The organism is Reichenbachiella agariperforans (genome assembly GCF_900142205.1).
GTDB classification, from domain to species: Bacteria; Bacteroidota; Bacteroidia; order Cytophagales; family Cyclobacteriaceae; genus Reichenbachiella; species Reichenbachiella agariperforans.
The window spans coordinates 99,769-124,946 of sequence record NZ_FRAA01000002.1; the positions used below are offsets into that span (position 1 = coordinate 99,769).

The 25,178-nt window shown below is 43.7% G+C and carries 23 protein-coding genes; 5 read left to right on the forward strand and 18 right to left on the reverse strand.

The genetic code is table 11. The features are described from left to right. Positions 1–12: 12 nt before the first annotated feature. The 11 genes from BUB99_RS06785 to BUB99_RS06835 form a co-directional block, all read right to left on the reverse strand. Entirely contained in the window at positions 13–2,826 is a 2,814-nt protein-coding gene (locus BUB99_RS06785; protein ID WP_073120835.1) for a TonB-dependent receptor, read from the reverse strand. A 145-nt stretch (positions 2,827–2,971) separates the two neighbouring features. Beyond that, positions 2,972–3,298 carry a gliding motility protein GldC gene (gene gldC, locus BUB99_RS06790; RefSeq protein ID WP_073120836.1) on the reverse strand — a complete coding sequence of 109 codons (327 nt, stop codon included), beginning with the start codon at positions 3,296–3,298 and terminating at the stop codon, positions 2,972–2,974. 7 nt (positions 3,299–3,305) lie between these two features. Beyond that, complete coding sequence (locus BUB99_RS06795; RefSeq protein WP_073120838.1) at positions 3,306–4,232, reverse strand: bifunctional riboflavin kinase/FAD synthetase; 927 nt, start codon at positions 4,230–4,232, stop codon at positions 3,306–3,308. A gap of 33 nt (positions 4,233–4,265) precedes the next feature. Continuing rightward, complete coding sequence (gene truB, locus BUB99_RS06800; protein ID WP_407691729.1) at positions 4,266–4,955, reverse strand: tRNA pseudouridine(55) synthase TruB; 690 nt, start codon at positions 4,953–4,955, stop codon at positions 4,266–4,268. Further along, on the reverse strand, positions 4,952–5,749 hold the full coding sequence (locus tag BUB99_RS06805; RefSeq protein WP_073120840.1) for an undecaprenyl-diphosphate phosphatase: 798 nt from the start codon (positions 5,747–5,749) through the stop codon (positions 4,952–4,954). Before BUB99_RS06805 ends, truB begins: the two co-directional genes overlap by 4 nt. Then, the gene (locus BUB99_RS06810; protein WP_073120842.1) at positions 5,746–5,958 is read right to left on the reverse strand and encodes a DUF3098 domain-containing protein; all 213 of its coding nucleotides are present in this window, start codon (positions 5,956–5,958) and stop codon (positions 5,746–5,748) included. Before BUB99_RS06810 ends, BUB99_RS06805 begins: the two co-directional genes overlap by 4 nt. Before the next feature lies 1 nt (position 5,959). Next, positions 5,960–6,853 carry a cell division protein FtsX gene (locus tag BUB99_RS06815; protein WP_073120844.1) on the reverse strand — a complete coding sequence of 298 codons (894 nt, stop codon included), beginning with the start codon at positions 6,851–6,853 and terminating at the stop codon, positions 5,960–5,962. Between the two features lie 79 nt (positions 6,854–6,932). Further along, the gene (locus BUB99_RS06820) at positions 6,933–7,832 is read right to left on the reverse strand and encodes an anti-sigma factor (protein WP_073120846.1); all 900 of its coding nucleotides are present in this window, start codon (positions 7,830–7,832) and stop codon (positions 6,933–6,935) included. A 1-nt stretch (position 7,833) separates the two neighbouring features. Then, positions 7,834–8,373, reverse strand: coding sequence for an RNA polymerase sigma factor (locus BUB99_RS06825; RefSeq protein WP_073120848.1), 540 nt, complete (start codon positions 8,371–8,373; stop codon positions 7,834–7,836). A 156-nt stretch (positions 8,374–8,529) separates the two neighbouring features. Beyond that, on the reverse strand, positions 8,530–9,225 hold the full coding sequence (locus BUB99_RS06830) for a hypothetical protein (RefSeq protein WP_084190414.1): 696 nt from the start codon (positions 9,223–9,225) through the stop codon (positions 8,530–8,532). Then, positions 9,226–9,660, reverse strand: a complete 435-nt coding sequence (locus BUB99_RS06835) for a DUF2147 domain-containing protein (protein ID WP_073120850.1) — start codon at positions 9,658–9,660, stop codon at positions 9,226–9,228. 353 nt (positions 9,661–10,013) lie between these two features. Between BUB99_RS06835 and gap the strand changes: the two genes are divergently transcribed. Next, a complete protein-coding gene (gene gap, locus BUB99_RS06840; RefSeq protein ID WP_073120852.1) occupies positions 10,014–11,000 on the forward strand; it encodes a type I glyceraldehyde-3-phosphate dehydrogenase in 987 nt (328 codons plus the stop codon). Between the two features lie 67 nt (positions 11,001–11,067). Here gap and BUB99_RS06845 read toward each other — a convergent pair whose 3' ends face one another. Genes BUB99_RS06845 through BUB99_RS06855 form a run of 3 tightly spaced genes read right to left on the reverse strand, consistent with a single transcriptional unit; the run spans position 11,068 to position 14,221 of the window. Next, entirely contained in the window at positions 11,068–12,222 is a 1,155-nt protein-coding gene (locus BUB99_RS06845) for a BamA/TamA family outer membrane protein (protein ID WP_073120854.1), read from the reverse strand. A 29-nt stretch (positions 12,223–12,251) separates the two neighbouring features. After that, positions 12,252–13,415 (reverse strand): BamA/TamA family outer membrane protein, encoded by a 1,164-nt coding sequence (locus BUB99_RS06850; protein WP_073120856.1) that lies wholly within the window; start codon positions 13,413–13,415, stop codon positions 12,252–12,254. 53 nt (positions 13,416–13,468) lie between these two features. Beyond that, positions 13,469–14,221 (reverse strand): YebC/PmpR family DNA-binding transcriptional regulator, encoded by a 753-nt coding sequence (locus tag BUB99_RS06855; RefSeq protein WP_073120857.1) that lies wholly within the window; start codon positions 14,219–14,221, stop codon positions 13,469–13,471. A 114-nt stretch (positions 14,222–14,335) separates the two neighbouring features. Here BUB99_RS06855 and BUB99_RS06860 point away from each other — a divergent pair, with 114 nt between their 5' ends. The 3 genes from BUB99_RS06860 to BUB99_RS06875 all read left to right on the forward strand — a co-directional run bounded on the left by BUB99_RS06860 (position 14,336) and on the right by BUB99_RS06875 (position 18,909). Then, positions 14,336–15,433, forward strand: a complete 1,098-nt coding sequence (locus BUB99_RS06860) for an AraC family transcriptional regulator (protein ID WP_084190416.1) — start codon at positions 14,336–14,338, stop codon at positions 15,431–15,433. A gap of 127 nt (positions 15,434–15,560) precedes the next feature. After that, positions 15,561–17,279, forward strand: coding sequence for a cellulase family glycosylhydrolase (locus BUB99_RS20115; protein WP_221407492.1), 1,719 nt, complete (start codon positions 15,561–15,563; stop codon positions 17,277–17,279). Between the two features lie 97 nt (positions 17,280–17,376). Beyond that, positions 17,377–18,909 carry an alpha-N-arabinofuranosidase gene (locus tag BUB99_RS06875; protein WP_073120862.1) on the forward strand — a complete coding sequence of 511 codons (1,533 nt, stop codon included), beginning with the start codon at positions 17,377–17,379 and terminating at the stop codon, positions 18,907–18,909. A gap of 360 nt (positions 18,910–19,269) precedes the next feature. Here BUB99_RS06875 and BUB99_RS06880 read toward each other — a convergent pair whose 3' ends face one another. The 4 genes from BUB99_RS06880 to BUB99_RS06895 all read right to left on the reverse strand — a co-directional run bounded on the left by BUB99_RS06880 (position 19,270) and on the right by BUB99_RS06895 (position 23,347). Then, the gene (locus tag BUB99_RS06880) at positions 19,270–20,538 is read right to left on the reverse strand and encodes a toxin-antitoxin system YwqK family antitoxin (RefSeq protein WP_073120864.1); all 1,269 of its coding nucleotides are present in this window, start codon (positions 20,536–20,538) and stop codon (positions 19,270–19,272) included. Positions 20,539–20,603: 65 nt separating this feature from the next. After that, the gene (locus BUB99_RS06885; RefSeq protein ID WP_073120866.1) at positions 20,604–21,614 is read right to left on the reverse strand and encodes a 3-oxoacyl-ACP synthase III family protein; all 1,011 of its coding nucleotides are present in this window, start codon (positions 21,612–21,614) and stop codon (positions 20,604–20,606) included. Positions 21,615–21,688: 74 nt separating this feature from the next. Then, positions 21,689–22,381, reverse strand: a complete 693-nt coding sequence (locus tag BUB99_RS06890; RefSeq protein WP_073120868.1) for an SOS response-associated peptidase — start codon at positions 22,379–22,381, stop codon at positions 21,689–21,691. Positions 22,382–22,384: 3 nt separating this feature from the next. Continuing rightward, entirely contained in the window at positions 22,385–23,347 is a 963-nt protein-coding gene (locus BUB99_RS06895; RefSeq protein ID WP_073120870.1) for a YheT family hydrolase, read from the reverse strand. Between the two features lie 183 nt (positions 23,348–23,530). Here BUB99_RS06895 and BUB99_RS06900 point away from each other — a divergent pair, with 183 nt between their 5' ends. Further along, the gene (locus BUB99_RS06900) at positions 23,531–25,162 is read left to right on the forward strand and encodes a pyruvate dehydrogenase complex dihydrolipoamide acetyltransferase (RefSeq protein WP_073120872.1); all 1,632 of its coding nucleotides are present in this window, start codon (positions 23,531–23,533) and stop codon (positions 25,160–25,162) included. Positions 25,163–25,178 lie beyond the last annotated feature (16 nt).

Below are 25,178 nucleotides of genomic sequence, written 5' to 3' on the forward strand. Positions count from 1 at the left end.
TTTCTATTGATTTTAATTCAAGAATTGATCAAATGTGATAGAAACGTAGTAGATCGCCCCCATTCGAGGGTTACCTATCCCTGTCGTGTATCTCTTGTTCAGTACATTGCTACCACCTAATTTGACCACCGATTTCAAACTAGAAAGTTTATAACTAACCTGTGCATCTAAGGTACCAAAAGCAGGTACTACAGCATTACCAAAGGAAGAAGACCAAAGAAAGGCATCTTGCCATCTCCACTTTACATTGAAGCCAACGTTATCGATCACTTCTCTATTACTCAACCCAATATTGTAAGTGTACTCAGGGGTATTGTATTGTGACCTAAACCCTTGATCTCTCAATGCTTGATCATCAAGCAATTCATTAAACGCCACATTACCGGATAGTTTATACCCTTTACCCATAAAATAATCTGCTTGCAGCCCCCATCCATGTGTCTTGATAGACCCTTCTGCATTCACATCAAAACCATACTCTTGTGTAGGAACAGTTCCTTGTATGATATTGTCTTGAGCAGCTTGAGTGTTGGGATCATAACCAGGATCATTTTGAAGACCATTAGGTACTGCTTGTACAAAGTAAATCTCAGCGATAAAATCCTGATAACTACTATGGTAATAATACCCATCAACCATCAATTTATCTTGTAAAAACAATCCACGATAACCTACTTCGAAAGTACTAATCTTTTCTGTAGTGAAATCATCGTCCACCTGACTGGCTCTTTCTAAGTCCGTTCTCAGTCCAGCACGAGCGTCAGCCAAACTTTGTGTAGTATAAACTGTATTAGTTTTGAATCGATATCTATCAACCAACAGGCTATTACTGCCAATCAACCTTCTTGTTTGAACATCTAAGTCAATAAATTGATCTTGAGTCGTCGGAATTCTAAATCCACGTTGAAACGATCCACGTAAATTATGGTTTTCAGCAATTGTTCCTACCACAGAGACTCTTGGAGAAAACTGTCCATCGAAGTTTTCATTTTTATCATACCGACCTGATGCTTGAACTTTTAATCTATCATCAACAAAAGATTTAGACAACTGTACATAAGCACCATACTCTCCATAAGACTGCTCATTTCCATCATCATCCAACGCAAATAAAGTACCGTCAGAATTTAAATTATACCTACGATAGTTAGCTCCTGCTATGATCTCAACCGCATCCACTAAGTGACTAAAGTTATAGCTTCCTTCGAAGTGGTTCATACTAGAGGCATCCTTAAACTTAGCCCCTCCATCAAAAATAGAAATCTGTCTTAACGAATCCATTCCTACCTGCCACTGTTCAGTCCCTGGAGCATAGGCCGCTTGCAAACCATCCGCATAACCTCTAGCTGCGGCATGCGCTTGATCGATAGTAGCACCTTGCCCTCTCGCTCCCAAGAACCCTAAAGTGTAATCTGGCACATACTTGTTCTGATTGATCAGAGAAGCTACAGTATTAGCAGCATAGGTATCACCTGAGTTTTCTTGTGTGGTATAAGCTCTCACATAAAAATTCTCATTTCTTAACTCCAATTTAGCCGTCCATATTGAGAATCCATCTAAAACAAACCTATCGTTCGCTGTATAGACAGTACTACCAGACCCATAGTTAAATTGTCCAGACACCTCCAAGTTGTCAGTAATCCTGTAATGCAAGGCTCCTCCTATCTTAAAACTCTCAGTGGTATTGTCTACGAAAGAAGACTCTGTGAAACCTGTAGGTGAGAATGCTCCATCAGGACCAGTAGGCAACTGACCTGCTACCGCTTCATATGCAGGATCCAATCTCGGGATCAAACCAAGGTTAAACCCAAAATCGCCATAAGTGTTGACACCATCATAGTTTCTGTTATTCTGTCTGTTTCGACCCTCACTCTCTACAACATATCCAGACCCCTGACCATTGGTTGTAGTACTTTGGTCTCTGTAATCCACACCACGAAAATCATTGGCTTTCAGATAGGATGCTGTTACTTTGACAGCAAATTTATTATTAAATGCTTTAGCATAACGAATGCCATAATCTTGATAAAGAGAAGGATCATCGTCTTCACCATCCACGTGATTGACTCCCAGCTTGGTATATGCACTTAAACCTTGGTATTCAAATGGACTCTTGCTATTCATCAACAAGACTCCATTAAGAGCGTTGGGACCGTATAGCGCAGAAGCAGCACCAGGGATCATTTCAGCACTTTCCAAATCGAGATCGTTGATACCAACAATGTTCCCAACGGCAAAATTAAGACCAGGAGCGACATTATCTATCCCGTCAATAAGTTGCACAAATCGGTTGTTACCATTCGCTCCAAAGCCCCTCGTATTGATTGATTTAAACGTGATACTTTGTGCACTCATATCTACTCCTTTGAAATTAACCAATGCATCGTAGAAATTAGTAGCAGCTGTTTCTTTAATAGCCAGCACATCCATTTTTTCAATCGAAACTGGCGATTGCATCACAGACTCTTCAACTCTAGAAGCTGAAACCACCACTTCTTGTCCCATGATGGCTGTTTCAGTAAGTGCGACCTCCAAACCTTGGACATTGGCTGTTGTGATTTCTTGTTCCACGGCGGAATACCCCACCATCGAAAATACTAGAGTAATCGGGGGGGCAGAATTGACCTGCAGTCTAAAATCACCATCCGTATCAGAAATGGTCCCAACCACTTTATCTTTCACGCGAATACTCACGCCGAGTAAGGGTTCTCCTGAGCCCGCATCCTTGACGCTACCCGAAACGTCAGTTTGTGCCACTGCGGCAAAGCCAACCAATACGGCACAGGCAAATGCAAGCGCAAATTGCTTAGTAATTAGTCTTATCATATCATGTGTCTTAAATGTTGCTAAATCTGGTCTCTATACAATTGGAAATACACAACCAGCCTCTAATAATAGTGAAAAAATCTCTTTTGACAGATCCACTACTGCTTAATTTAAAGGAATAAAATGAAAAAAGTAGGCGTGCATACTACTTTTGATTCAGGTACTCTACCAATTTTTCGCAGAGATTGGCAATTTCGGTCGACATGAATTCATCACCAGTAGCATTGAGTAGCGTGCTGGAGGCACTTCCTAGCATATTGACATAAAACATCTTCATCGCATCGACATTCATGTCCTTAGTCCAGAGATCCAGATTCAGGGTATCCTTTTTATCATGATCCCAAAAAGAGAGAGATACGGCTTTGGCATTTTGGAGTGCACCATTGGCATTGTCCTCAGCTGACCAAGTTATTTCTTCTGGCACGCTATTTTCGTCGAGTGTTACGTCTACACTTATCTTAGATTTTCTCATCCTATTTTTATCTTAAAACTGCTAAACTTTCCTTTTTATCTATCTTCAACTGCTCTTGTAGCCTAGTCAATGAGTCGAATTTTTGTTCTCCTCGCATATACTGAATAAAGGAGACTGTGATCTCTTGATCATATATATCCTGCTGGAAATCAAAAATATGTGCTTCGATCACACGGTGTACACCTTCTACAGTGGGTCTAAATCCAATATTAAGCATTGCGTCCTTTTCCTGTCCGTCTAGTCGGACTTTGATTGCATACACGCCATCTTTGGGTATTACTTTATAATGTGCACCTAATCGAATATTCGCTGTAGGAAAACCGATTTCACTCCCTATTTTTTTTCCAGACACTACCGTACCAGTGATCTCATAGGGTCTACCCATATATTCGTGTGCGAGGTGTACATTTCCTTCGAGAAGGGCTTTTCTGATTTTGGTAGAGCTGACCCCTACATCATCTATATCTTGGCGTGGGATCTCTTCCACATCAAAATTAAATAGCTGGCTATGCTCTTTGAGGTACTCAAAACTACCTTCTCTGTTCTTTCCAAACTTGTGATCATAACCAATGATCAACTTTCGAGTACCTATACGGTCAACTAGTACGTCTTGGATAAACTCCTGAGAACTCAGCTGTGAAAAAGCGGGGGTAAATGCAATCTTTACTAGATAATCGATACCGACTTCCTCCAGTATAGCAGCCTTTTCTTCAAAGGTCGTGAGTAGTTTGAGAGAAGTATCATCAGGAAAAAGCACAAATCGCGGATGAGGCCAAAAGGTCAGCACGACACTTTTCCCTCCTGCTTTCTGTGCTGCTTTGACTATCTTTTTGAGGATTTTCTGATGACCTATGTGTACACCATCGAAAGTACCACTAGTAACAATGGCATGAGGTATATTATGAATCTGATCAATTCCGTCCAGTACGATCATCAAGCTTGGGGTTCTAAGATTTACGACGCAAATTTAATCTCTTTCGAGACTTGCTATAAATTCCTCCAGATTATATGCGTCCTCGACACGATGATCACCGATCGCAGTACGACGCAGTTCGGACATATAGGCGCCACATCCTAAAGCCTCGCCTAGATCTCGTACCAAACTCCTGATGTAGGTTCCTTTAGAACAGTCTATTTCGAATTTAACCTCAGGGAGGTTAGATGCATCAATTATAAACTTCGTAACACTGACAGGGCGCGGATCTAGCTTAGCCTCTTCTTTTCTTCTAGCAATTTTGTAGGCTCGTTCTCCGTCTATCTTAATCGCACTATAAATTGGCGGCACCTGCATAATATCTCCAGTGAGCTCATCCGCAGCAGCCTGTATCTCGGATGTAGTGATATGGCTGTAATCCGATTCAGAATCGAACTCAGTCTCCAGATCAATGGACGGAGTTGTTTTACCGAGCACCAAAGCTCCGGTATAGCTTTTTCCTAAATCCTGAAATTCATTAATTTTCTTAGTGGCTTTGCCCGCACATACGATCAGCAAACCTGTGGCTAGTGGGTCTAAAGTACCAGCATGACCTACCTTTTTTATTCTTAATCTATTACGAACCTTTTTGACTACATCAAAAGAGGTCCACTCATAAGGCTTGTCAAGTAAAAAAACCTCGCCTTTCTGAAAATCCAATTCCGACAGCTTTATCTCTTTCAAATCAATAACCCTCCTATGACAGCTCCCAACCCTACTACCCCACAGTAAACTGCGAAATAGATCAGCTTGCCTTTTTTGACAATCGAAATCATCCAGTTACATGCCAAGAGTCCCGCCACAAAGGCAGCTATAAACCCTACGACCAAGCTGGTCACAGGTAGACCTGTCGCCAACTCAGGAGCTTCGATGAGGTCTTTAGTTTTGAGTAGCATCGCACCTATAATGGGTGGCAACACCATCAAGAATGAAAAGCGCGCTGCTTTCTCCTTGTTGACTCCTAGAAGTAGTGCTGTTGATATAGTCGATCCTGATCTGGAGACACCTGGCAGAATAGCAATGGCTTGCGCTAACCCTATGATGAGTGCGCTCTTGAATGTAACTGAGCCTTCGTGCTTTTGACTGAAGTAGGTAAAAGCTAACAATGCAGCAGTCACCAGTAACATCGCGCCAACTAACAATATTTTACCTCCAAACAATGCCTCAATTTGATCTTCGAATAATACTCCTACTAACCCTACTGGAATCATCGACAGTAGAATCTTCGCTGCAAAAGAGGTCTCATCGTTCCATTGGAACTTAAACAAACCTTGAATAATTTCTAAAATATCTTTTCGGAATACGACTATGGTACTCAGTGCTGTAGCCCCATGTACTAAAATCGAAAAAAGCAGATTATCCTCGGACTGGACGCCTAAAAAGTAGCTTCCTAACTCCAAGTGGCCACTACTACTAACGGGTAAAAACTCTGTCAGCCCTTGAATAATCCCAAGGATCAACGCTTCGATTACACTCATTTATTCTCCTTGGATTTGTATAAAATAGCGACAAACTCAATAACAAAACCTAGCACTACTACGATAGGGCCAAGAGTCAGTCCTTTGAACCCAAACCCGTAAGGTTCAGTATCTAGCGTCATGATAAAGAATCCGAGTACCAGCACACAGACCCCCGCAATCATGATTATATAGTTGATTTTCGAAAACGCTAATTTGTTATTACTCATATCAATAAAGTTCGTCAAGCGACATTTTCATGTATTTTTTAATGGCTGCAAATGTACTGATAAATCCCACAAGTAGCCCAACCAATAGCATTGCTGCTGTCAACACCAAAAGCTCATCCATTCTCACCAAATCAATCAACCCCTCTATCTCGCGTTCTGCAAGTTGCAAGACACCCCAGATGAGTGCACATGCCAACATCCCTGACAGCAACCCAAACCAAGAAGCTCTAGACAAAAATGGCTTTCGGATGAAAGATGAGGTCGCACCCACCAGTTGCATACTACGGATCAGAAAACGCTGAGAGAACAGCGCCAGTTTGATTGTATTGTTGATTAGAACCACCACCACGATCAATAATATGACAGTAAATCCTACCAGCACATAGCTGATCTTTCGGACATTTTTATTGATACTTTGTACTAGGTTCTCTATGTAAGTCACCTCGAAAACTCCCGAGATAAAACCAATTTCCTTTTTGATCTCTGCTAGATTTTGTGACGCCTGATACTCGGGCGAAACCTTGATTTTGATCACATCCCGCAGTGGATTATCGCCTAGGAAGTTGACAAAATCCTCTCCTGTTTCCTCCATAAAGGTCTCGGCGGCTTCTTCTTTAGTGATGTGCTGAATTTGAGCTTGTCCTCCAGATTTGAGGACATAGTCTTTACTCGATAAAATCTTAGTAATCTTCACTACTTCATTTTGACTGAGCCCTTTGTGAAGGAAAACTTGTATCTCAACATTCTCTTGAATCAGGCGTGTCAAATTATTGGTCGTAAGGATTAGAAGTCCAAACAAGCCCATAACAAATAATGCCAAGGTGACACTAAACACGACACTAGCAAACGGATAACTTCCGAGCTTCTTTTTGCGATATTTCTTGTCCTTTGCCATAGTGAAAAATCAAAAATAGTTTCAAACCATGAAATTACTTTCAATTCTTAGACTTTTCGATAAAAGGGGATGCAAATGACTATAGGTTACTGCTTTTGATCACGTCAAGCTCATTGATTAGCTTGCGGTTTTCAATCTTGGAAAGAGGGGTTATTTCAGTTGCCTCTTTATTGAGTGTAAAGAAATCACCATCATAGTAGAAGAAAAGCTTCTTCGCTCCCGGTGTATTAATTTCTATAATTTCATAGGGAGACTCATTGAATTTACCATAGAGATAAAGTCTATTTTCCTCCATACGGTAGTGAAAATCATAACGTCTAGAATTGATCGTCTGTATATTGACTCTATCGATTTTTGACACAGATGGCACTTCTTCGATACGTTTAGCCGACTCCAATGCCACCACTGGCCCTGCCTCGAACTCATCTTGTTGATATCCAGCATCCACCTCCGGTACTTCGAATCGAATCTCCTGTGTAACCACTGGGACATCCCCTTTAGACAATTCCTCTTTGGCTATTTCACGTTCTTCTGCTACAGGTAGTATGTTTTCCGAATGCATGTATCGGTAGTTGAGACTCGGTGCAGTATGGACAGTGAGTCCCGTCTCCAATGCATATTGATTTTTTGATTCCAGACCTTGGAGGTGATATTCTATAGCTGCATCCGTATCAAGATAAAGGTATGCGCCTACAGAAACTGCCAAGCCTGTCACAGCATATACTACGGGCTTGAACGCCGCACTCTGCATCAGCGTCCCTATCAATGTAGTCTCTACCGAAATATTATTCAAACGAGTCTTGAGCTCTGCCACACGGTGTGCGCGAAGGCTCTCGACTATTTCCTGTTGTCTAACGAACTCTTCTTTGAGCATAGGGTCTGACTCTACACGTCCCTCAAAGACGAGTCGGTCTGCACCTTGCATTTCCCCATTGAAATAGGCCTCTATTTGTTCGTTATAGTTGCTTCTAATCGACATACTAATCTAAAAAATCACTTGACGTATAATTTCTTTTAATCATCAAATCAAGCTTTTTCTTGCACTTATATTTTTTCGTTTTGGCCGTATCGGTATTCGCAAAATTGAGCTTCTCAGCGATATCTTGCATCGATAGTCCGTCAAAGTAGTGGTATGTTAATATTTTCCTACAGGCATCTCCAAGTTGATTGATACAATCATTGACAATCTTGATTTTCTCCTGCCGCTCTATATCTTGGTAGGTAGCTTCCTCGATCATCTCTCCAGAATGCCTGCTTTTTCTATCCAGTTCTTTTCTCCAAAGGTTCAGACAAATACTATAAATGAACGTGCTGATTTTGGAAGTCAAAACAAGATTGCCAGAAATCGCTTTCTGCCAAAACACCAATAAAGCATCTTGAAACACGTCTTTGGCTTCATCTTCCGTACCGCTATTATTTAAGACAATGCGCGTCATCATCTTATAGTACTTCTTGTAGAGATAGTCCAAAGCAGCCTCGTCCCCTCTACTCACCCGTTCTAATATTTCGTGATCCTTCATCGGATAAAAAGCTTCTGCTTTTGATTAGATACTACAAACTTAATTAATGTAACCCCTCTAGGTTGAGATATGGTGGAAATTCTAATTTAATTGAAATTCTCTAGCAATACAATTACCTAACGTGCAACTGGCTACATTTCGCATATACTCCACGCACTATAGTTCAAAAGCATGCACCACCTTCGTTCGACCTGGTGTATGATACCAGTCGTTGATCACGAGCTCTAGCACTGTCACAGGGGATGCCCCAAAAACTCTTTCTTTATGCTCCAAAACAAATGCTTCATACTGTTTCGGGTCAGCCAAAGCCTGCTGATATCTCATAATGGTCGTGTGGGCAGTTTTCAGTGTGTACCGAGCATCCATGCTGTGCTTAATAACACTAGCACGAAAAGCCTCCCTCAGCTGTGAACGTAACTGCTCTAAAACACTATCGTTTGGGAATCCCTGTATCAATAAACCAACAGGCGACAATGTGAGCCCTTGAAAAAGGATACTTGTATTTTTAACTCCTTTCAAAGCTTGTTGGATCAAAGTGATATATGGAGAAGGGTCTTCCAAATCACCCAACCTAACCTCTGTAGAACAGGAAATAACAGACAAGCCTGTCACATGGATGGCACTGCTCGGATAGTGATATTGTTCAGGAGCTACTTCGATTAATTCGTCTTGAAAAGCTGCTAGACGACTCAAGACCTCCGCGTCAGGTCTAATCCTCAGTGTCAAGCCAAATCGCATATCATCCTCCAATGAGGTCAAATACGAATCTATAAAATAATCACTATACTGTAGCCCTTGCCAGCCCAGACGCCACATCTCCTCATAGTGCTGCCCTAACGAAATATCTATCATCTATTTATAGGGGAGCCAAGTTTGTGTCCTAAACAGAAAAGAAATATATCCACGAACCTGAAGGTTTCCGTCTTCCACCCAGAGTTTGCAGTCATACACTTTTCCATTTTCGGGATCGAGGATCGTTCCATCCTCATATTCATCTCCATCTTTTTCCAACCCTTCGATAATCTCCATTCCTATAACAGGTTGCTGGTAGCGTTTATCTTTTGGATCACAAGACTTGCACATTGGGTTTTGCTCCTCGCCGGGTGACCGAAACAACTTGGTGACCTTACCATAATATTTCCCTCCTCGTTCGTAGATTTCTACTACAGATTTAGGTTTTCCTGTGTCATCATCTATCGTCTTCCATGAACCAACGGTCGTACTTTGCGCTAATACCGGCCAACTAACACTGGCGACAAACATCAACATTAACAGTAATTTTCTCATAGGATCTATTCTTCTAATTCCTTAACATCATCTACTTTTCTCCTCTAATTTAGTCACGGAAGCAAAACGAAACCTAACACCAAAGATACTTTTCGTTTACTCTCTACGAGTGACAAAACAAAAACCCAACAAAGGGTCAATAATCATCATAAGTTCAACTCACATGATTATCAGCCTCATTTTTTTGAACCAATTCAATAAATCACCCCTTTTGTTTTGAACTATTTAATAGATCATACTGTTTATTGATTAGAATCACAAAACTATAACATAGGCTTTAGACAGAAATGTTTGATTTAGCGGTTCACTATATTAGATTTGTCAAAAATTTTCAAACACTAAATAATTAATCAATGATTAAAGTTGCCATCAACGGATTTGGGCGAATCGGAAGACTCGCATTCAGAGCATTATTGAAAAAAGAAAATGTAGAGGTAGTTGCTATCAACGACCTTACAGATACTAAGACGCTTGCTCACTTGTTGAAGTATGATTCTACTCAAGGTAAATTCGACGGGACTGTTGAAGCTGCTGCAGATGGGATCATTGTCAACGGAAAGAAAATCGGCATCACTGCTGAGAGAGTTCCTGCTGACCTACCATGGAAAGCCCTAGGAATCGACGTAGTATTGGAGTCAACTGGTAGATTCGTGGACGAAGCGGGTGCAAGCCAACACTTGACTGCCGGTGCTAAGAAAGTAGTTATCTCTGCTCCAGCAAAAGGTAACATCCCAACTGTAGTTTTGGGTGTGAATGACGACATCTTGACTGGTGAAGAAACCATCATGTCAAATGCATCATGTACGACTAACTGTCTTGCTCCTATTGCTAAAGTATTGCATGACAACTTCGGTCTAGAGCAAGGGTTTATCACAACAATCCACGCTTATACTGCAGATCAAAACTTGCAAGATGGTCCTCACAATGATTTGAGAAGATCAAGAGCTGCTGCGATCAACATGGTACCTACTTCTACTGGAGCTGCTAAAGCTGTAGGGTTGGTTCTACCAGAATTGAACGGTAAATTGGACGGTAACTCAATGAGAGTACCTACCCCTACAGGATCTATCACTGACCTAGTCGCTACGCTATCTAGAGAAGTCACTGTAGAAGAAGTCAACGCTGCGATGAAAGCTGCTGCTGAAGGCCCAATGAAAGGCATCTTGAAGTACACTGAAGACCCTATCGTATCTTCTGATATCGTAGGTGACCCACACTCTTCTATCTTCGATGCAGGCATCACTTCTGCTAACGGTAAAATGGTGAAAGTTGCGTCTTGGTACGATAACGAAGCTGGATACTCTAACAGAGCTGCTGATTTGATCGCTAAGATTGGATAAGTTTTCTCTTCTAGGAGATCAAACAATATGTAGAAACCCTGGCAGACTGTCAGGGTTTTTTTGTATTCTAAAACGCTTCCGTAAATGCAACGACAAATGCACTAGCCCCTTCCTGACCAAGACCATAATCTAACCTCAGGTTTGCATTATTCTTACTATCTACCCGAATCCTTAGCCCTAGTCCTCCGCCATACCAAAGCCCCTGCACCGTCATCGATGAGTAGTCCGGAGCAACGCGCCCAGTACTCGCAAAGGCCACCACTCCTATTATATTCCATACAGGCATTCTATACTCAACCTGGGTATCTAAGATGGTTTTGTCACGCAACTCGCCACTAAAGTAGCCACGCATCCGGTCAGACCCACCCAGTTGATTGAGAGAGTAAAAAGGCACCTCACCTACCGTCCCTGCTGTGTGAAATTGAAAAGCAATAACGTGATTGTACCACGGTTTGATGAATTTCCGAAAGTCTATCCCAAACGAACTATAATCAAACTCGCTACCGATCGCTGCACCCGCCCAAGAATAACTCATCTCTAAATACATTCCACCCGAAGAGGTATATCTATTGTCTCGAGTATCATAGACAAAACTCGGTCCTATTTTAGATACGGCACCTCCCTGATATCCTTCTATTTGATTGCTATACATGTAACCCACAGAGTCGAAATCGATCAAATCATAGGTTTTAAAATCTTGATTGAACCCTACGTACAGTGTTTTCGAATCATTCACTGCGAACATCATGGTATTCGCAAAATGGAGACTAGCTGTCTTAATCTGTTCCTCGTTCTCTGGGGTCACCTCATTACCTACCCCGTAGAGCTGCTGAGGAAAGTTGATATAACTAGCCTTGCTTCGGATTATGACTTTATTTCGATTCAAATAACCCGAACTACGCAGCACGAACTTCACCAGTCCTATGGACGACACAGATGCCAATGCCGTAAAACTAGAAGCTGTACTCACAGTATCATCCTTGACAAGATTCAACAAGTTATATTTGACCAAACCAAAAACTTGCCCCGTCTCCTGTGCATAAGAATAGACTGGAAATGGCACATACTGAAACAGCACTTCTGCCTTTTTGTTGAAAAAATCAAATTTGGAGTGAGGCACCTTCATGATTGAATCCTCAACATCCTTGGCTCGCTGGCCTAGCACATTTAAACTCGATAGCCAAACTAATAGCCCTGACACCAATAGTACCTTATATTTCAACACTTCTATGTTTCAGCGCCAACTGCCCCTTAAAAGGACTCTGTAAACCCGATCACAAATGCCTTAGCTCCCTCTTGTCCCCATCCAAAGTCCATTCGTAGGTTTGCACGGTTTTTACTATCCACCATGACACGCAAGCCAAGCCCCCCGCTCATCCATACATCTTTGAGCTGCATGGCACTATAGTCTGGTGCCACACGACCTGCACTAGCGAAAGCCACCATGCCAAATATCTTCCATACTGGCATTCTATATTCTACCTGTACATCGGCAATGGCTTTATCTCTAATCGCTCCTTCATAGTAGCCTCGCATTCTCTCCGAGCCTCCTAGCAGCGCCAGAGAGTAAAAAGGAACTGCCCCTGTATTGAGTTCGGTGTAGGCCTGAAAACCAATCACATGATTCATCCATGGGTTGATAAATTTTCTCACATCTAAGGTAAAAGTGCCATAGTCAAAATCGCTCCCTAGGTACTTCCCAAAATATTTATAACTCGTAAAAATATAAGCTCCTGTACGGCTATTGTACCGATGGTCTCTCGTGTCATATATGAACGCTGGCCCTACTCCAGAGATCGCTCCCCCCTCAAAACCAGGTACTTGGTTAACATTTAAATAACTACTACTGTCTTTCTCTACTTCGTAATAGTTTCTGAACTCCTGCGACACCCCAGTATATACCGTCTTAGAATAGTTGACCGCAAAGAGTGCTGAATTGACAAAGTTTAAACTCTTCGTAGAGATTTCCTCCAACCCCTCACGCGTCACATCATTTCCTATCCCCAAAAAAAACTGTGGAAAATTGATATAGCTCGCCTCTCCTTGTAATACAATTCTATCTTCTTTGAGATAAACTCTGCTACCCATTACAAACTTGATCTGGCCCAATGCCGAAGCAGATGCCAATGCACTAAAACTCGACGCGGCACTCACAGTATCCCCTTTGACAATATTGATTAGATTGTATTTGACCAATCCATACACCTGACCGGTCTCCTGCGAGTAAGAATATATAGGGAATGGAAGGATCTGAAAAAGCACTTCCGCTCTTTTATTAAAAGCATCGAATTTTGACATCTCAGGACTGTCCCTCGATAGTGTGTCAGCAGCCTGTTGCGTGCTTTTATCTTGACAGATTGCTTGCCATGAAAGCAAGGTGATCAATAGGAAGACAGGTAGGTTTTTACAATTCATCGTTGGTACTAAATACATGGTTTCATCAAAAATTCAATATAGCTTATTTTAGGTCAGTTTTCTAGTAATTCTTCCTGCCCTTCTCCCATTTCTAGGTTGTGCCACACTTTTTGCACATCGTCATGATCTTCGAGCATATCGATAAGCTTCATCACCTCCTGAAACGCCTCATCGTCGACCTTAACAGTGGTCTTTGGCAAACGCTGAAGCTCGGCATTCTCCAGTTCCAAACCCAAGGAGTCCAACTTCTTGTTGAGCGAGCCAAAATCCTCCATTGCCGAATGTACGATGACAAATCCATCCTCTATCTCGACCTCCTCTGCTCCTGCTTCTATTAGCTCCAGTTCGAACTCGTCCAAATCCATTTCCGATGGAACAGGAAGGCTAAAAACACCTTTTCGATCAAAAATAAACTCCAACGAACCATTCGTCCCCAAACTCCCGTTGTTCTTAGTAAATGCAGCTCTGACCTCCTGCACCGTACGGTTCTGATTATCCGTCAGTGTTTCGACAAATACTGCCACCCCATGGGCAGCGTACCCTTCAAAATCCTGTTCAAAATAAGACGCAGCATCTCCGCCAAGACCTTTCTTGATCGCCCGCTCAATGTTATCTTTTGGCATATTGGAGCCTTTAGCATTGAGAATCGCTAAGCGCAAACGTGGATTAGCCTCCGCATCGCCACTATTCCCTTCCTTGACTGCTATGGTTATCTCCTTGCTAAGTCGACCAAAAATCTTCCCTCGTTTGGCATCCAATGCTCCCTTCTTTCTTTTGATCGTTGACCACTTGCTATGTCCTGACATATTTCAGATGTGAAATTTTAGATTCAAAAATCAAATTTCTAAAGAAGAGGACAAAAGAAAAAACAAATCTTGAAAATGACGTATCATTGAGTCTCAATCCCTAGAGGTTTGCCCATGAGTGTAGCATCAAAAAGCATGTTTGTCCAAACTATCCGTAGCACGGGGTTCTTGCTTCCCATTCTCCTGCTCCTATGCTCTTTGCTCGTATTCACCTTGTACTATGAGATCCAGCCAGACTTAAGCGTTTTCCCTAATCGGGAATTTGAATACCACACCTATACGGATCGTGCCAATGAGGGAAACTCTACAATCCTCGGTTTCCAAGTGAATGACTCCCTGATCCAGGTAGACTTCAAACTCAATGACCAGTTTCAAAGCCCCTACATCGGCATCACATTGGCTCCCAAATCTCAGCAGCCAATCGATGTTTCGTACTACAACGAGCTACTGTTTCGTGTGCAAGGGGAAGGGATCGATAAATTAGGACTTTCCATCTTCACTCCGCTGATGTCAGAACCCGAAGCTCCTTTCCACACCTTTCTCAGTATATCCGAAAAGACAACAAGCTACCACCTACCGATAGATGATTTTTTATTGCCTGACTGGTGGAAAGAGCTCCACAGCATCCCTATGAAAGAAAACCCAAGACCAGCCTTGGACCAAACTCTCCACCTCAATATTGGGACAGCCTACACCCCTAACATAGTCCAGCCAATGACACTAAAGATCCACAGTATCCAATTGACGCGTGACAATGCCCCTCTATATACCAAACTAGCCTTGATTTATCCTATTTCTTGCCTGCTGCTCTTTCTAGTCATCTTTTTGACCAAAGCCTACCATGCGAAAAACACCTCCATCACTGTCCAATATCAAGCACTCCAGCTGGACAAAAAACAACCCATTGAAAGCTTCATTGATTACATCAATACGCACTTTCAAGACAGCCAGTTGAGCATTGAGTCAGTCGCCAAGGAGACCGGGATCTCGCCACGCAAAATCACCCAAACCATCAAAGAGCAATTCAACTGCAATTTCAAAAGCTATATCAACCACATTCGAATCAAGGAATCACAAAGGTTGCTCTCCAGTACAAGGCTCAACATTGGAGAAGTCGCCTACAAAGTCGGGTTCAACAACCAGAGTCACTTTAACCGAGTCTTCAAAAATGAAGTAGGACAAAGTCCTAGTGAATACCGAGACTGTACATAAGTTACCCCGAAGCGAGTCATACCATCACCCTCCCGCATTTTTTGCAAAGCCTTTTACCGCTTTTGCAAAAGCACTTCTTCCTTATCCCTCTATCATTGTTCGACTTGAACAAGCAGATATAAGAAAGATGAAAGGCTATTTACTATCCCTACTAGTCATGCTGACGATGACGGCATGCAACCAAGAAGAATCACACACCCTATCCGTCACCCCTACCGAAGTAGAATTCCCGCTGGAGGGGGGCAGTAGAAATATCCAGATTGAAACCAATGCCGGAGAATGGCAACTTGAGTACCATGCGGACTGGCTCACACTCTCTAGTGACGGAGGGATTGGCAATAAAGCCAAAATCACGCTGACAGTCGAGGGTAAAACTTTGGAACCGAAAACCGAAGACTTGATTGTCACGGCTGGTGATGCTGACCCTGTCCATGTCTCTATTTCCCAGTTGATCTCGGACTATCTCCATGCGCTGAGCGCAAATACTACTTCCATAGACTTGGGTGATTTCGCTAACTCACAGAATATCGAGATTAGCTCGGAAGCCGAAGCTTGGACACTCCAATCGGACGCGGACTGGCTCAACATCACCCCAAGCAGTGGCGGCATAGGAACCACTACGGTCACAGTAGTCGCAAGCAGCGAGCTATCTGAGGCCCGCAGCACGACACTCCTCCTCAGTGCCGAGGGAGCTCCGACGAGCCAAATCACCGTCTCTCAAACTCAAGGATACCCTGACTACAACACCAACCCACTCGCGCCAGACGCCAGCGGCATGGGCAGTACAGCCATGCAACTCTACGACAAGATGACCATCGGATGGAACATCGGAAACACCCTAGAGGCCATCGGTAGCGAGACCGCTTGGGGCAACCCCCAAGTCACCGAAGAGCTCATCCAACTTGTCAAACAAAATGGATTCAACGCCATCCGAATCCCCTGTGCATGGGATCAGTACATCGAAAACCAGGCCACTGCCAAAATTTCGGAGGATTGGCTCAACCGAGTGAAGGAGGTCGTACAATACTGCGTGGATAACGACATGTATACCGTCCTCAACATCCACTGGGACGGAGGATGGCTCGAAAACAACATCACGCCCGAATATCAAATAGCCAACAATGCCAAACAAAAAGCGCTATGGGAGCAAATCGCTACCCACCTCCGCGATTTTGACGAGCACTTGATCTTCGCCGGCACCAACGAACCCAACGTAGAGGATGCTGAGCAAATGGCTATCCTAGACAGCTACCACCAAACATTTGTAGACGCTGTGCGCGCCACTGGTGGAAAAAACAGTCACCGTGTGCTGATTGTACAGGGACCTTCCACAGATGTCGAAAAAACCCACAACCTCATGTCTACCCTCCCAACCGACGAGATCGCTGACAAAATGATGGTCGAGGTACACTACTACACCCCTTTCCAATATTGCCTCATGGGTGAGGATGCCAGTTGGGGCAAGATGTTCTACTACTGGGGAGCTAACTTCCACTCTACTACAGATGTAGATCGCAATGCGACGTGGGGAGAAGAGGCAGATGTAGATCGCCTGATGGCTTTGATGAAAACACAGTTTTTCGACAAAGGAATTCCCATGATCATGGGCGAATACGCCGTGGTACAGCGACTGAGCCTGACCGGGGACAACTTGGACTTGCACCTCGCCTCTCGAGCTCACTACCTCGAATACGTGACACGACAAGCCAAGGCCAACGGCATGATCCCTTTCTACTGGGATGCCGGAAACAAAGGTGACCTGAGTTCCGCACTGTTTGACAGAGCAACCAACACAGTCTACGACCAACGAGCTTTGGATGCCATAGTAGCGGGTTCTAATCCATAAGTACTATACGTGGGCAAATCAGGGCGCTACAAAGAGACATTTGCCACGGATGAAAACGAGGCATACCTTATAGATTTAGACAAAAAACAACACGAACATGAAGCAACTAACATTACTACTTTCCTTCGTATGTGGCTGGACCCTGAGTTCAGCACAAGACATCCAGGTACAAATCGATACCAAAACAAACGGGCCAACGATCAGCAAGCACATCTACGGTCACTTTGCCGAGCACCTCGGGCGCTGTATCTACGGTGGCTTCTATGTCGGAGAAGACGAAACCAAGATCCCTCATACCGATGGCGTACGCAACGACATCATCGAAGCACTCAAAGAACTACAAATTCCCAACCTCCGTTGGCCTGGGGGCTGTTTTGCAGACACCTACCACTGGCAGGATGGCATAGGACCAAAAGACCAGCGCGCAACCATCGTCAACCAATGGTGGGGCGGTGTGACCGAAGACAACAGCTTTGGTACACATGAGTTTCTCAACATGTGCGAATTGCTCGAGACAGAACCCTACCTCTCTGGCAATGTAGGCAGCGGCACGGTCAAGGAGTTTGCCGACTGGATGCAGTACACCAACAACGGAGGCGTGAGTCCCATGTCAGAGCTGCGCAAAGAAAACGGTAGAGAAACCCCATGGAATGTAAAGTACTGGGGAGTAGGCAATGAAGCCTGGGGCTGTGGTGGTCACATGACCCCCGAATACTACGCGAATGTCTATCGCCAATTTGCCACTTACATGACTGGGAGTAACATCCAACGTATCGCCTCTGGTGCCAGCAGCAATGATTACAACTGGACCGAAACACTCATGAAAAACATCCCTGCTCATCTCGTAGATGGTCTCGCTCTACACCACTATTCGGTGATTGATTGGAACGACAAGGGGTCCGCTTCTCAGTTCACCGAGGAGCAGTATTTCATCACTTTGCAGCGTGCCTGGGAGATGGAAGAACTCGTCACCAAACACGTAGCGATCATGGACAAGTACGATCCCGAAAAGAAAATCGACCTGATCGTCGACGAATGGGGCGGATGGTACGATGTGGAAGAAGGTACCAACCCCGGCTTCCTCTATCAGCAAAACACCATGAGAGATGCCATGATTGCAGGCATGACACTCAACATATTCAACAACCACGCGGACCGAGTCAAAATGGCCAACCTCGCTCAAAGTGTCAACGTGCTACAAGCCGTGATCCTGACGAAAGAAGAAAAAATGATACTCACACCGACCTACCATGTCATGAAAATGTACACGGTACATCATGATGCAAAACTGCTCCCGCTCAAAATCCAAAACAACGCCACTTACAAAAATGGGGCAAACGAACTACCCGCGATATCCGCTTCGGCGTCCGTCGATCAAGCTGGAATCACACATATTTCGCTAGTCAATATCGACGCTCGCCAGTCTCAGACAGTGAGCATCCCACTATCGGGAGTTAAAAAAGCAGATGTCTCAGGTAGTGTTTTGGCTTCTGCTAAAATCCAAGACCACAACTCCTTCGACAAGCCAAGCAAAATTCAACCTGTTGATTTCAAAGAATTCAAGGTTAAAGGCGGGCAACTTGAAGTGACGTTGCCTCCTGCCTCTGTGGTAGTATTAGAAGTAAAGTAGAGTATTGTCCCTCCAAAAGCGATCGTCTCAATTTTTGTCTGTTGATACCGATTGCTTTTGGAGGATTTCTCTATCAGTTTAGCTTTCTTACTCTGTGATAACTGCTTGAATTTTCGTTCTCATATCCGCCGATCTCGCTTGGCTGTTCTACCATTATGTAGAAATAGCACAACCAGAAAAATGCCTTACCCTAACCAAAACAAACCTAAAAACTGATTGAGAATATAATATTCACAGACTCCTATTAGCACCGTATGAGGATCACGAAACTATACATCTGAAAAAGTGCTCTAAACCGATAACCATGGAGTAATCAAGTCAATACATACTGCTATGTATATTTTATTCTAGGTATATCCACTAAAACGTTTTCTCACGAATGACTTTGCCGCGTTTATTGAAGTACTGCCAAGTACCTGAAGCTTCATTCTCCTCGTATTGACCTTGGGATTCTAGGTCGCCATTGTCACTGTAGTATTTGGCAGGACCGTTCGCTTCTCCTCCGACGAAGGTCTCTTCGGACTGAAGTGTTCCATCAGCGTAGTAGGTGTACTTGACTCCATTGCCATTGCTAAATGTGCCTTTGGGCAGTTTTGCCCCCTTCCCTGTATAATAGTCACTCACCTCTAGCAAATAGCCGTTCTTCCAGTGTTCATCTTGCTTCAGTTGGCCGTTTTGGTAGAAGTGCCCCCATAGCCCGTTTTTCAAGTCCAACTTGAAGCTACCGATGGATTTGAGTTTACCTGACTCATAATACTCCATCCATTGATCATTTTTCTGATCATGTAGATATTGCCCTTCTAGTTCCAGCGCACCCGATGGATAGAAATACTTCCAATGCCCATGCTTCAAATCATTTTTGTAATCTCCGATAGAGTAGACGCTACCCGTTTCGGTCATGGTCATCCACACATCGGTCTTTTGCCCCGATTCATATTTTCCTTTGACACTCACTCCCCCAGTCGGAAAATACTCCTTGTACTGACCGTTGAGCGAGCCGTACTGATACGTTGCCCTTATATAGGGCATGCCACTCTTATAGTTTTCTTCATAGGCACCATCGAGATAGCCATTGGTATAGTGCTGACGAATCTCTACTTGTCCATTCGAATGATAAAAAACCCATTCCCCAGCGGATAGTCCGTTTTTGTATCGCTGCTTAAAAGTCGGTCTGCGGTACTCATCAAACTCCACCCATAAACTGTCCTTTTTTCCATTGGCATAGTACCCTTGCAGCGAAGGACTACCATCAAAGTGATACTCTGTGTACTGTCCTTCTAGTTTGTCGTTTTTGTATCCTGCTTGTAACAGCGCCAGCCCAGTACCTTGTTCGTAGATGATGAAAGCACCATTCTTTTGCCCATTTCTGAGCATGATCACTTCGTCCACCTGATTGTTTTTGTAGAGATACCACGTACTGTCAGGGACGCCATCCACATAGTACCCACTGGCTACATAGGCTCCCTTTGGACTTTTGAATATCCAAAGTCCTTGCTTGAATCCTTTGATCACTTTTCCTGATTTGATCAAAGTAGTGTCATTGATCACCTTCTTATAAAAGTCCTGGGCGAATGAAGATTCTGCTACGAATAAAAGTGCCACTAATACGGCGCGCTGAATGATATGCATATAAGCCAATTGATTTATTACTCCCTATACGAGCAAATTGTATGCTAGGGTTAAACAGTTCTTCATTACCACCGGATCAGTGCTGACGCCCAAGTAAACCCACTACCGAATGCTGCTAGACAAATCAAGTCCCCATCCTTCACTTTGCCAGCATGCATGGCTTCACTAAGCGCTAGTGGTATAGATGCCGCTGTAGTATTGCCATACTTTTGGATGTTGTTAAAGACTTTCTCATCGGGTAGATTCATTTGCTTTTGGATGAACTGACTGATGCGCAGATTGGCCTGATGAGGAATCAAAAGATCTATTTCATTCGCTCCAAGATTATTAGCGATCAAAGCTTCATGAATCACTTCCTGAAAACGTACCACAGCATTCTTAAAGACGAAATTGCCATTCATGTGTGGATAGTAACGAAGATCTTCTGGGTCATTTCTTTCGATATAATTAGGAATCCAGTCAGTAGTCGCAGGCCCTATCAAAGCAAGCTCTTCTGCAAACTGCCCTTCGGAATGAAGGTGCGTAGATAAAACTCCTTTGTGTTTTTCATCTGTGGACTGCATCACGACCGCTCCAGCACCATCTCCGAATATCACCGACACCCCTCGACCTCTGGTCGTCATGTCCAGCCCACCACTGTGCACTTCGCTACCTACTACGAGTACAGTTCGGTACATGCCTGTCTTAATAAACTGATCTGCGACCGATACCCCGTAGATAAAACCCGAACACTGGTTACGAACATCCAGAGCACCTATTTCTTTTTTGAACCCCAGCTGCTGCTGCAACATCACTCCTGGGCCAGGAAAGTAATAATCAGGACTCAGTGTAGCGAATACGATAAAATCTATATCATCCACTTCGATCCCTGCCTGCGATATCGCCATCTGTGCAGCTCTGGTCCCCATCCGAGAGGTCGTGTCTTCACCTCCTGGCACCACATGTCGGCGCTCTTGGATTCCTGTTCGCTCTTGGATCCACGCATCATTGGTATCCATAAGTTTTTCCAAATCGGCATTTTTGACAACATGGTCAGGCACATAATGTCCCGTTCCTATGATCTTTGATTGCTTCATATCGATATATCTATTGGCCTAATAATCTAGTCTTATGCTTAAGTTAGTTCAGATTTGGGCAATAGCCAACTGTCCTATTCGAAGAGCGTATAGTTACCGAGTTGATCCACCTGTGCCTGAGGCTTGATCAAATCCGCAGAGTTATTGGTCAAAGAAGTGATGTGTGGTGAAACGGGATGATTGGTCAGCTTCGGAATATTCGTCAGCATGTCCATCAGTTCATCAGGAGAGCTATAGTCATCGAGCCATTTTTTCTCCATATCCTTGGACAGCACGGCAGGCATGTTATCACCGAATTCCGTCACACCAGAATAGTTAGGCACTTCGATAAACTTAAAGGTATAGTTGATCTTCCCATCCATATCTTCGTATTCCTCCCAGATGCCTGGTAAACTAATCAGCTCCTCATCGGTAGCATAAAAATAATGAGGTGTCATGCGCTTCTTGCTGTACTGCTTCCATAGATAAAAACCATTGACAGGAATGACACATCGTCTGTCCATCAGAGCAGTTTTCAAGGTCGTCGATTTGGTAAGTTTATCTCTTTCGGCAGACAGCAGTTTTGGAGAAATGCTCTTGTTGTTAGACCACTGCTTGTTTGTTCCCCAAAAGAAAAAAGAAATTCCTTTCTTGGACTTATTGGCAATGATAGGTAGCTGCTGCGCTGGTGATGCATTGTAGTTAGGGACGGTAAACTCCTCTCCCTCCAGACCATAGCGCTGGTTGATATCTTTAAAATCTGAAAATATGGCGTACCTATCGATCATGAATTAAACTTGCTTAGAAATAAAGTCAAATGCGCGCTGTTCGGACCAGTAGACACCCTGTGTACCTTTGGTACTAAAACCCACATGACCACCAAATTTAGGCATCTCAAAATAAACATTGTCTGATGTTTCGAAATTTGTTGTGTTGTAGCAACTCTCGGAGAGAAAAGGGTCGTTCTGTGCATTGACCACTAAGGTCGGGATTGTGATATCTGGCACAAAATGTATCGCACTGCAACTTGAATAATAGTTGTCTGCCGTCCCAAAACCGTGCAATGGAGCCGTCAAGAAGTCGTCGAATTCATAGACACTCTTAGATAAAGCTACTTTGTCCAGATCTACCAAACCGGCGAGTAAGTTCGATTTCAATCGTACTTTTTCTTTCAGTGATTTCAAAAAACGAGCAGAATAAACCGTGTTGTGCGACTTGTCTATTTCCTGAGCACACCCTGCCAAATCCAATGGCACTGAAAACACCGCAGCTGACCGAATCTCCTCAGGCGTGTCATACTCCCCTAGATACTTCAAAGTCAAATTTCCTCCGAGACTAAAGCCAGACAGGCTAATCGCGTCAAACCCCAAACGTATTGCATACTGTACTACTGCATCGAGATCATCGCTAGCTCCACTGTGATAAAAACGCTCTTTTCGATTGGGAGAGCCACTACATCCTCTATAGTTCCATGCGATCACATCCCAGCCCTCAACATAGAATTTATTGACCATCCCCAAAATATAAGGGCGCTGACTATCTCCCTCCAGACCATGGGACACGATGAGTAACTTTCCCGAATCTCTACGATACCAGTCTAGATCCAAGAAATCTTCGTCCTGAGTAGCCATCCTCAAACGAACAGGCTCTACTACCGTCCGAACCCTACGCAGTGTGCTCGGTACGATTGTCTCCATATGTCGGTTGACGAGCCATCTTGGCTTTTTATAATCAGAATATAGAATTAGTGGCATTTGAAAAAACTACTTAGTTGCAAGCCTCAAATTTAAATTTTTTAAAATATAGGCTTTATGATTTCGAAAACTATACGAAATACCATTGCCCACAAGACGAAATCCAATTTTAGCCCATGATATATTTGAAATAAGGGGCTTTTAAAGCTAATTTAGCGGCTCGATTTTTAACTAATCAAAAACATGGCAGAAGTAATAAAAATGCCAAAGATGAGTGACACCATGGAAGAAGGTGTGATCGCGTCTTGGCTCAAAAAAGTAGGAGATACAGTAAAATCAGGAGATATATTAGCAGAAGTGGAGACCGACAAAGCTACCATGGAACTAGAATCTTACGATGATGGTACTTTATTGTATATCGGAGTTGAAGAAAAAGCTTCTGTCCCTGTCGACGGTGTGATTGCAATCATCGGTGACAAAGGCGAAAATGTAGACGACTTGGTAGCATCTATTGGTAGTGGCGAAAGTGCTGCGAACCAAGAAGAAAAATCTGAAAGCACTGAAGAAACTAAAGCCGAAGCACCTGCTGCTGAAGCGATAGACACCTCTGGCATCAACGCTACAGTTGTCAAAATGCCAAAAATGAGTGACACCATGGAAGAAGGTGTGATCGCAGCATGGATCAAGAATGTAGGTGATGACGTCAAATCTGGTGATATTCTAGCAGAAGTCGAGACTGACAAAGCAACTATGGAACTAGAGTCTTATGACGATGGTGTCCTACTATATACTGCTGTAGAGGCAGGCAAAGGCGTACCTGTAGATGGCGTGATTGCTATCATAGGAGAAAAAGGCGCTGATTACGAGACCTTATTGAAAGCTGAAGAAGCTAACTCGGCAGCACCTGCAGCTGAAGCTGCTCCAGCAGAAAAAGAAGCTCCAAAAGCCGCTGCTCCAGCAAAAGCAGCAGCTCCTAGTGCGGCGCCCGCTCCTGCTCCATCAAACACTAATGGCAGAGTGATCGCTTCTCCCTTGGCAAAGAAAATGGCCGAGGAAAAAGGATTTGATATCGCCAAAATCCCTGGATCAGGTGACGGAGGACGTATCATCAAGAGAGACGTAGAAGCTTATGTACCTGCTGCTTCTCCAGCCATCGCTGGTGCAACTAGCGCAGCAGCTGTAGGCGTAGAAAGCTATGAAGACATCCCTGCTACGCAGATGAGAAAGGCGATTACAAAAAGTCTCAATGCAAGCCAATTCGGTGCGCCTCACTTCTACCTCACCATGGAAATCGACATGGACAAAACGATGGAAGCCAGAGCAAGCATCAACGAGATCGCTCCAGTGAAAATCTCATTCAATGATATCGTGATCAAAGCAGTCGCTGCAGCCCTCAGAAAGCACCCAGCAGTCAACAGCTCATGGATCAGCGAGACCAACAGCATTCGCATGAACCACCACGTCAGTGTAGGAGTTGCGATGGCAATCGAAGACGGTCTGGTTGTACCAGTAGTGAAATTCGCTGACAACAAATCTCTTGCTCAGATATCTGCTGAGGTCAAAGAATTTGGTGGAAAAGCAAAAGCGAAAAAGCTCGGAATGGACGAAATGCAAGGCAACACCTTCACCGTGTCTAACCTCGGTATGTTCGGTATCTCTGAGTTCACTTCTATCATCAACGCACCAGAATCGTGTATCCTCGCAGTAGGTGCGATCAAGGCGACTCCAGTCGTGAAAAATGGTGAGATTGTACCTGGCAACATCATGAAAGTGACGTTGACATGTGATCACAGAACGGTAGATGGAGCAGTAGGATCAGCATTCTTGCAGACACTCAAAGGCTTCATCGAAGACCCCGTTAGAATTTTGGTGTAAACCATAAGTATAAAAT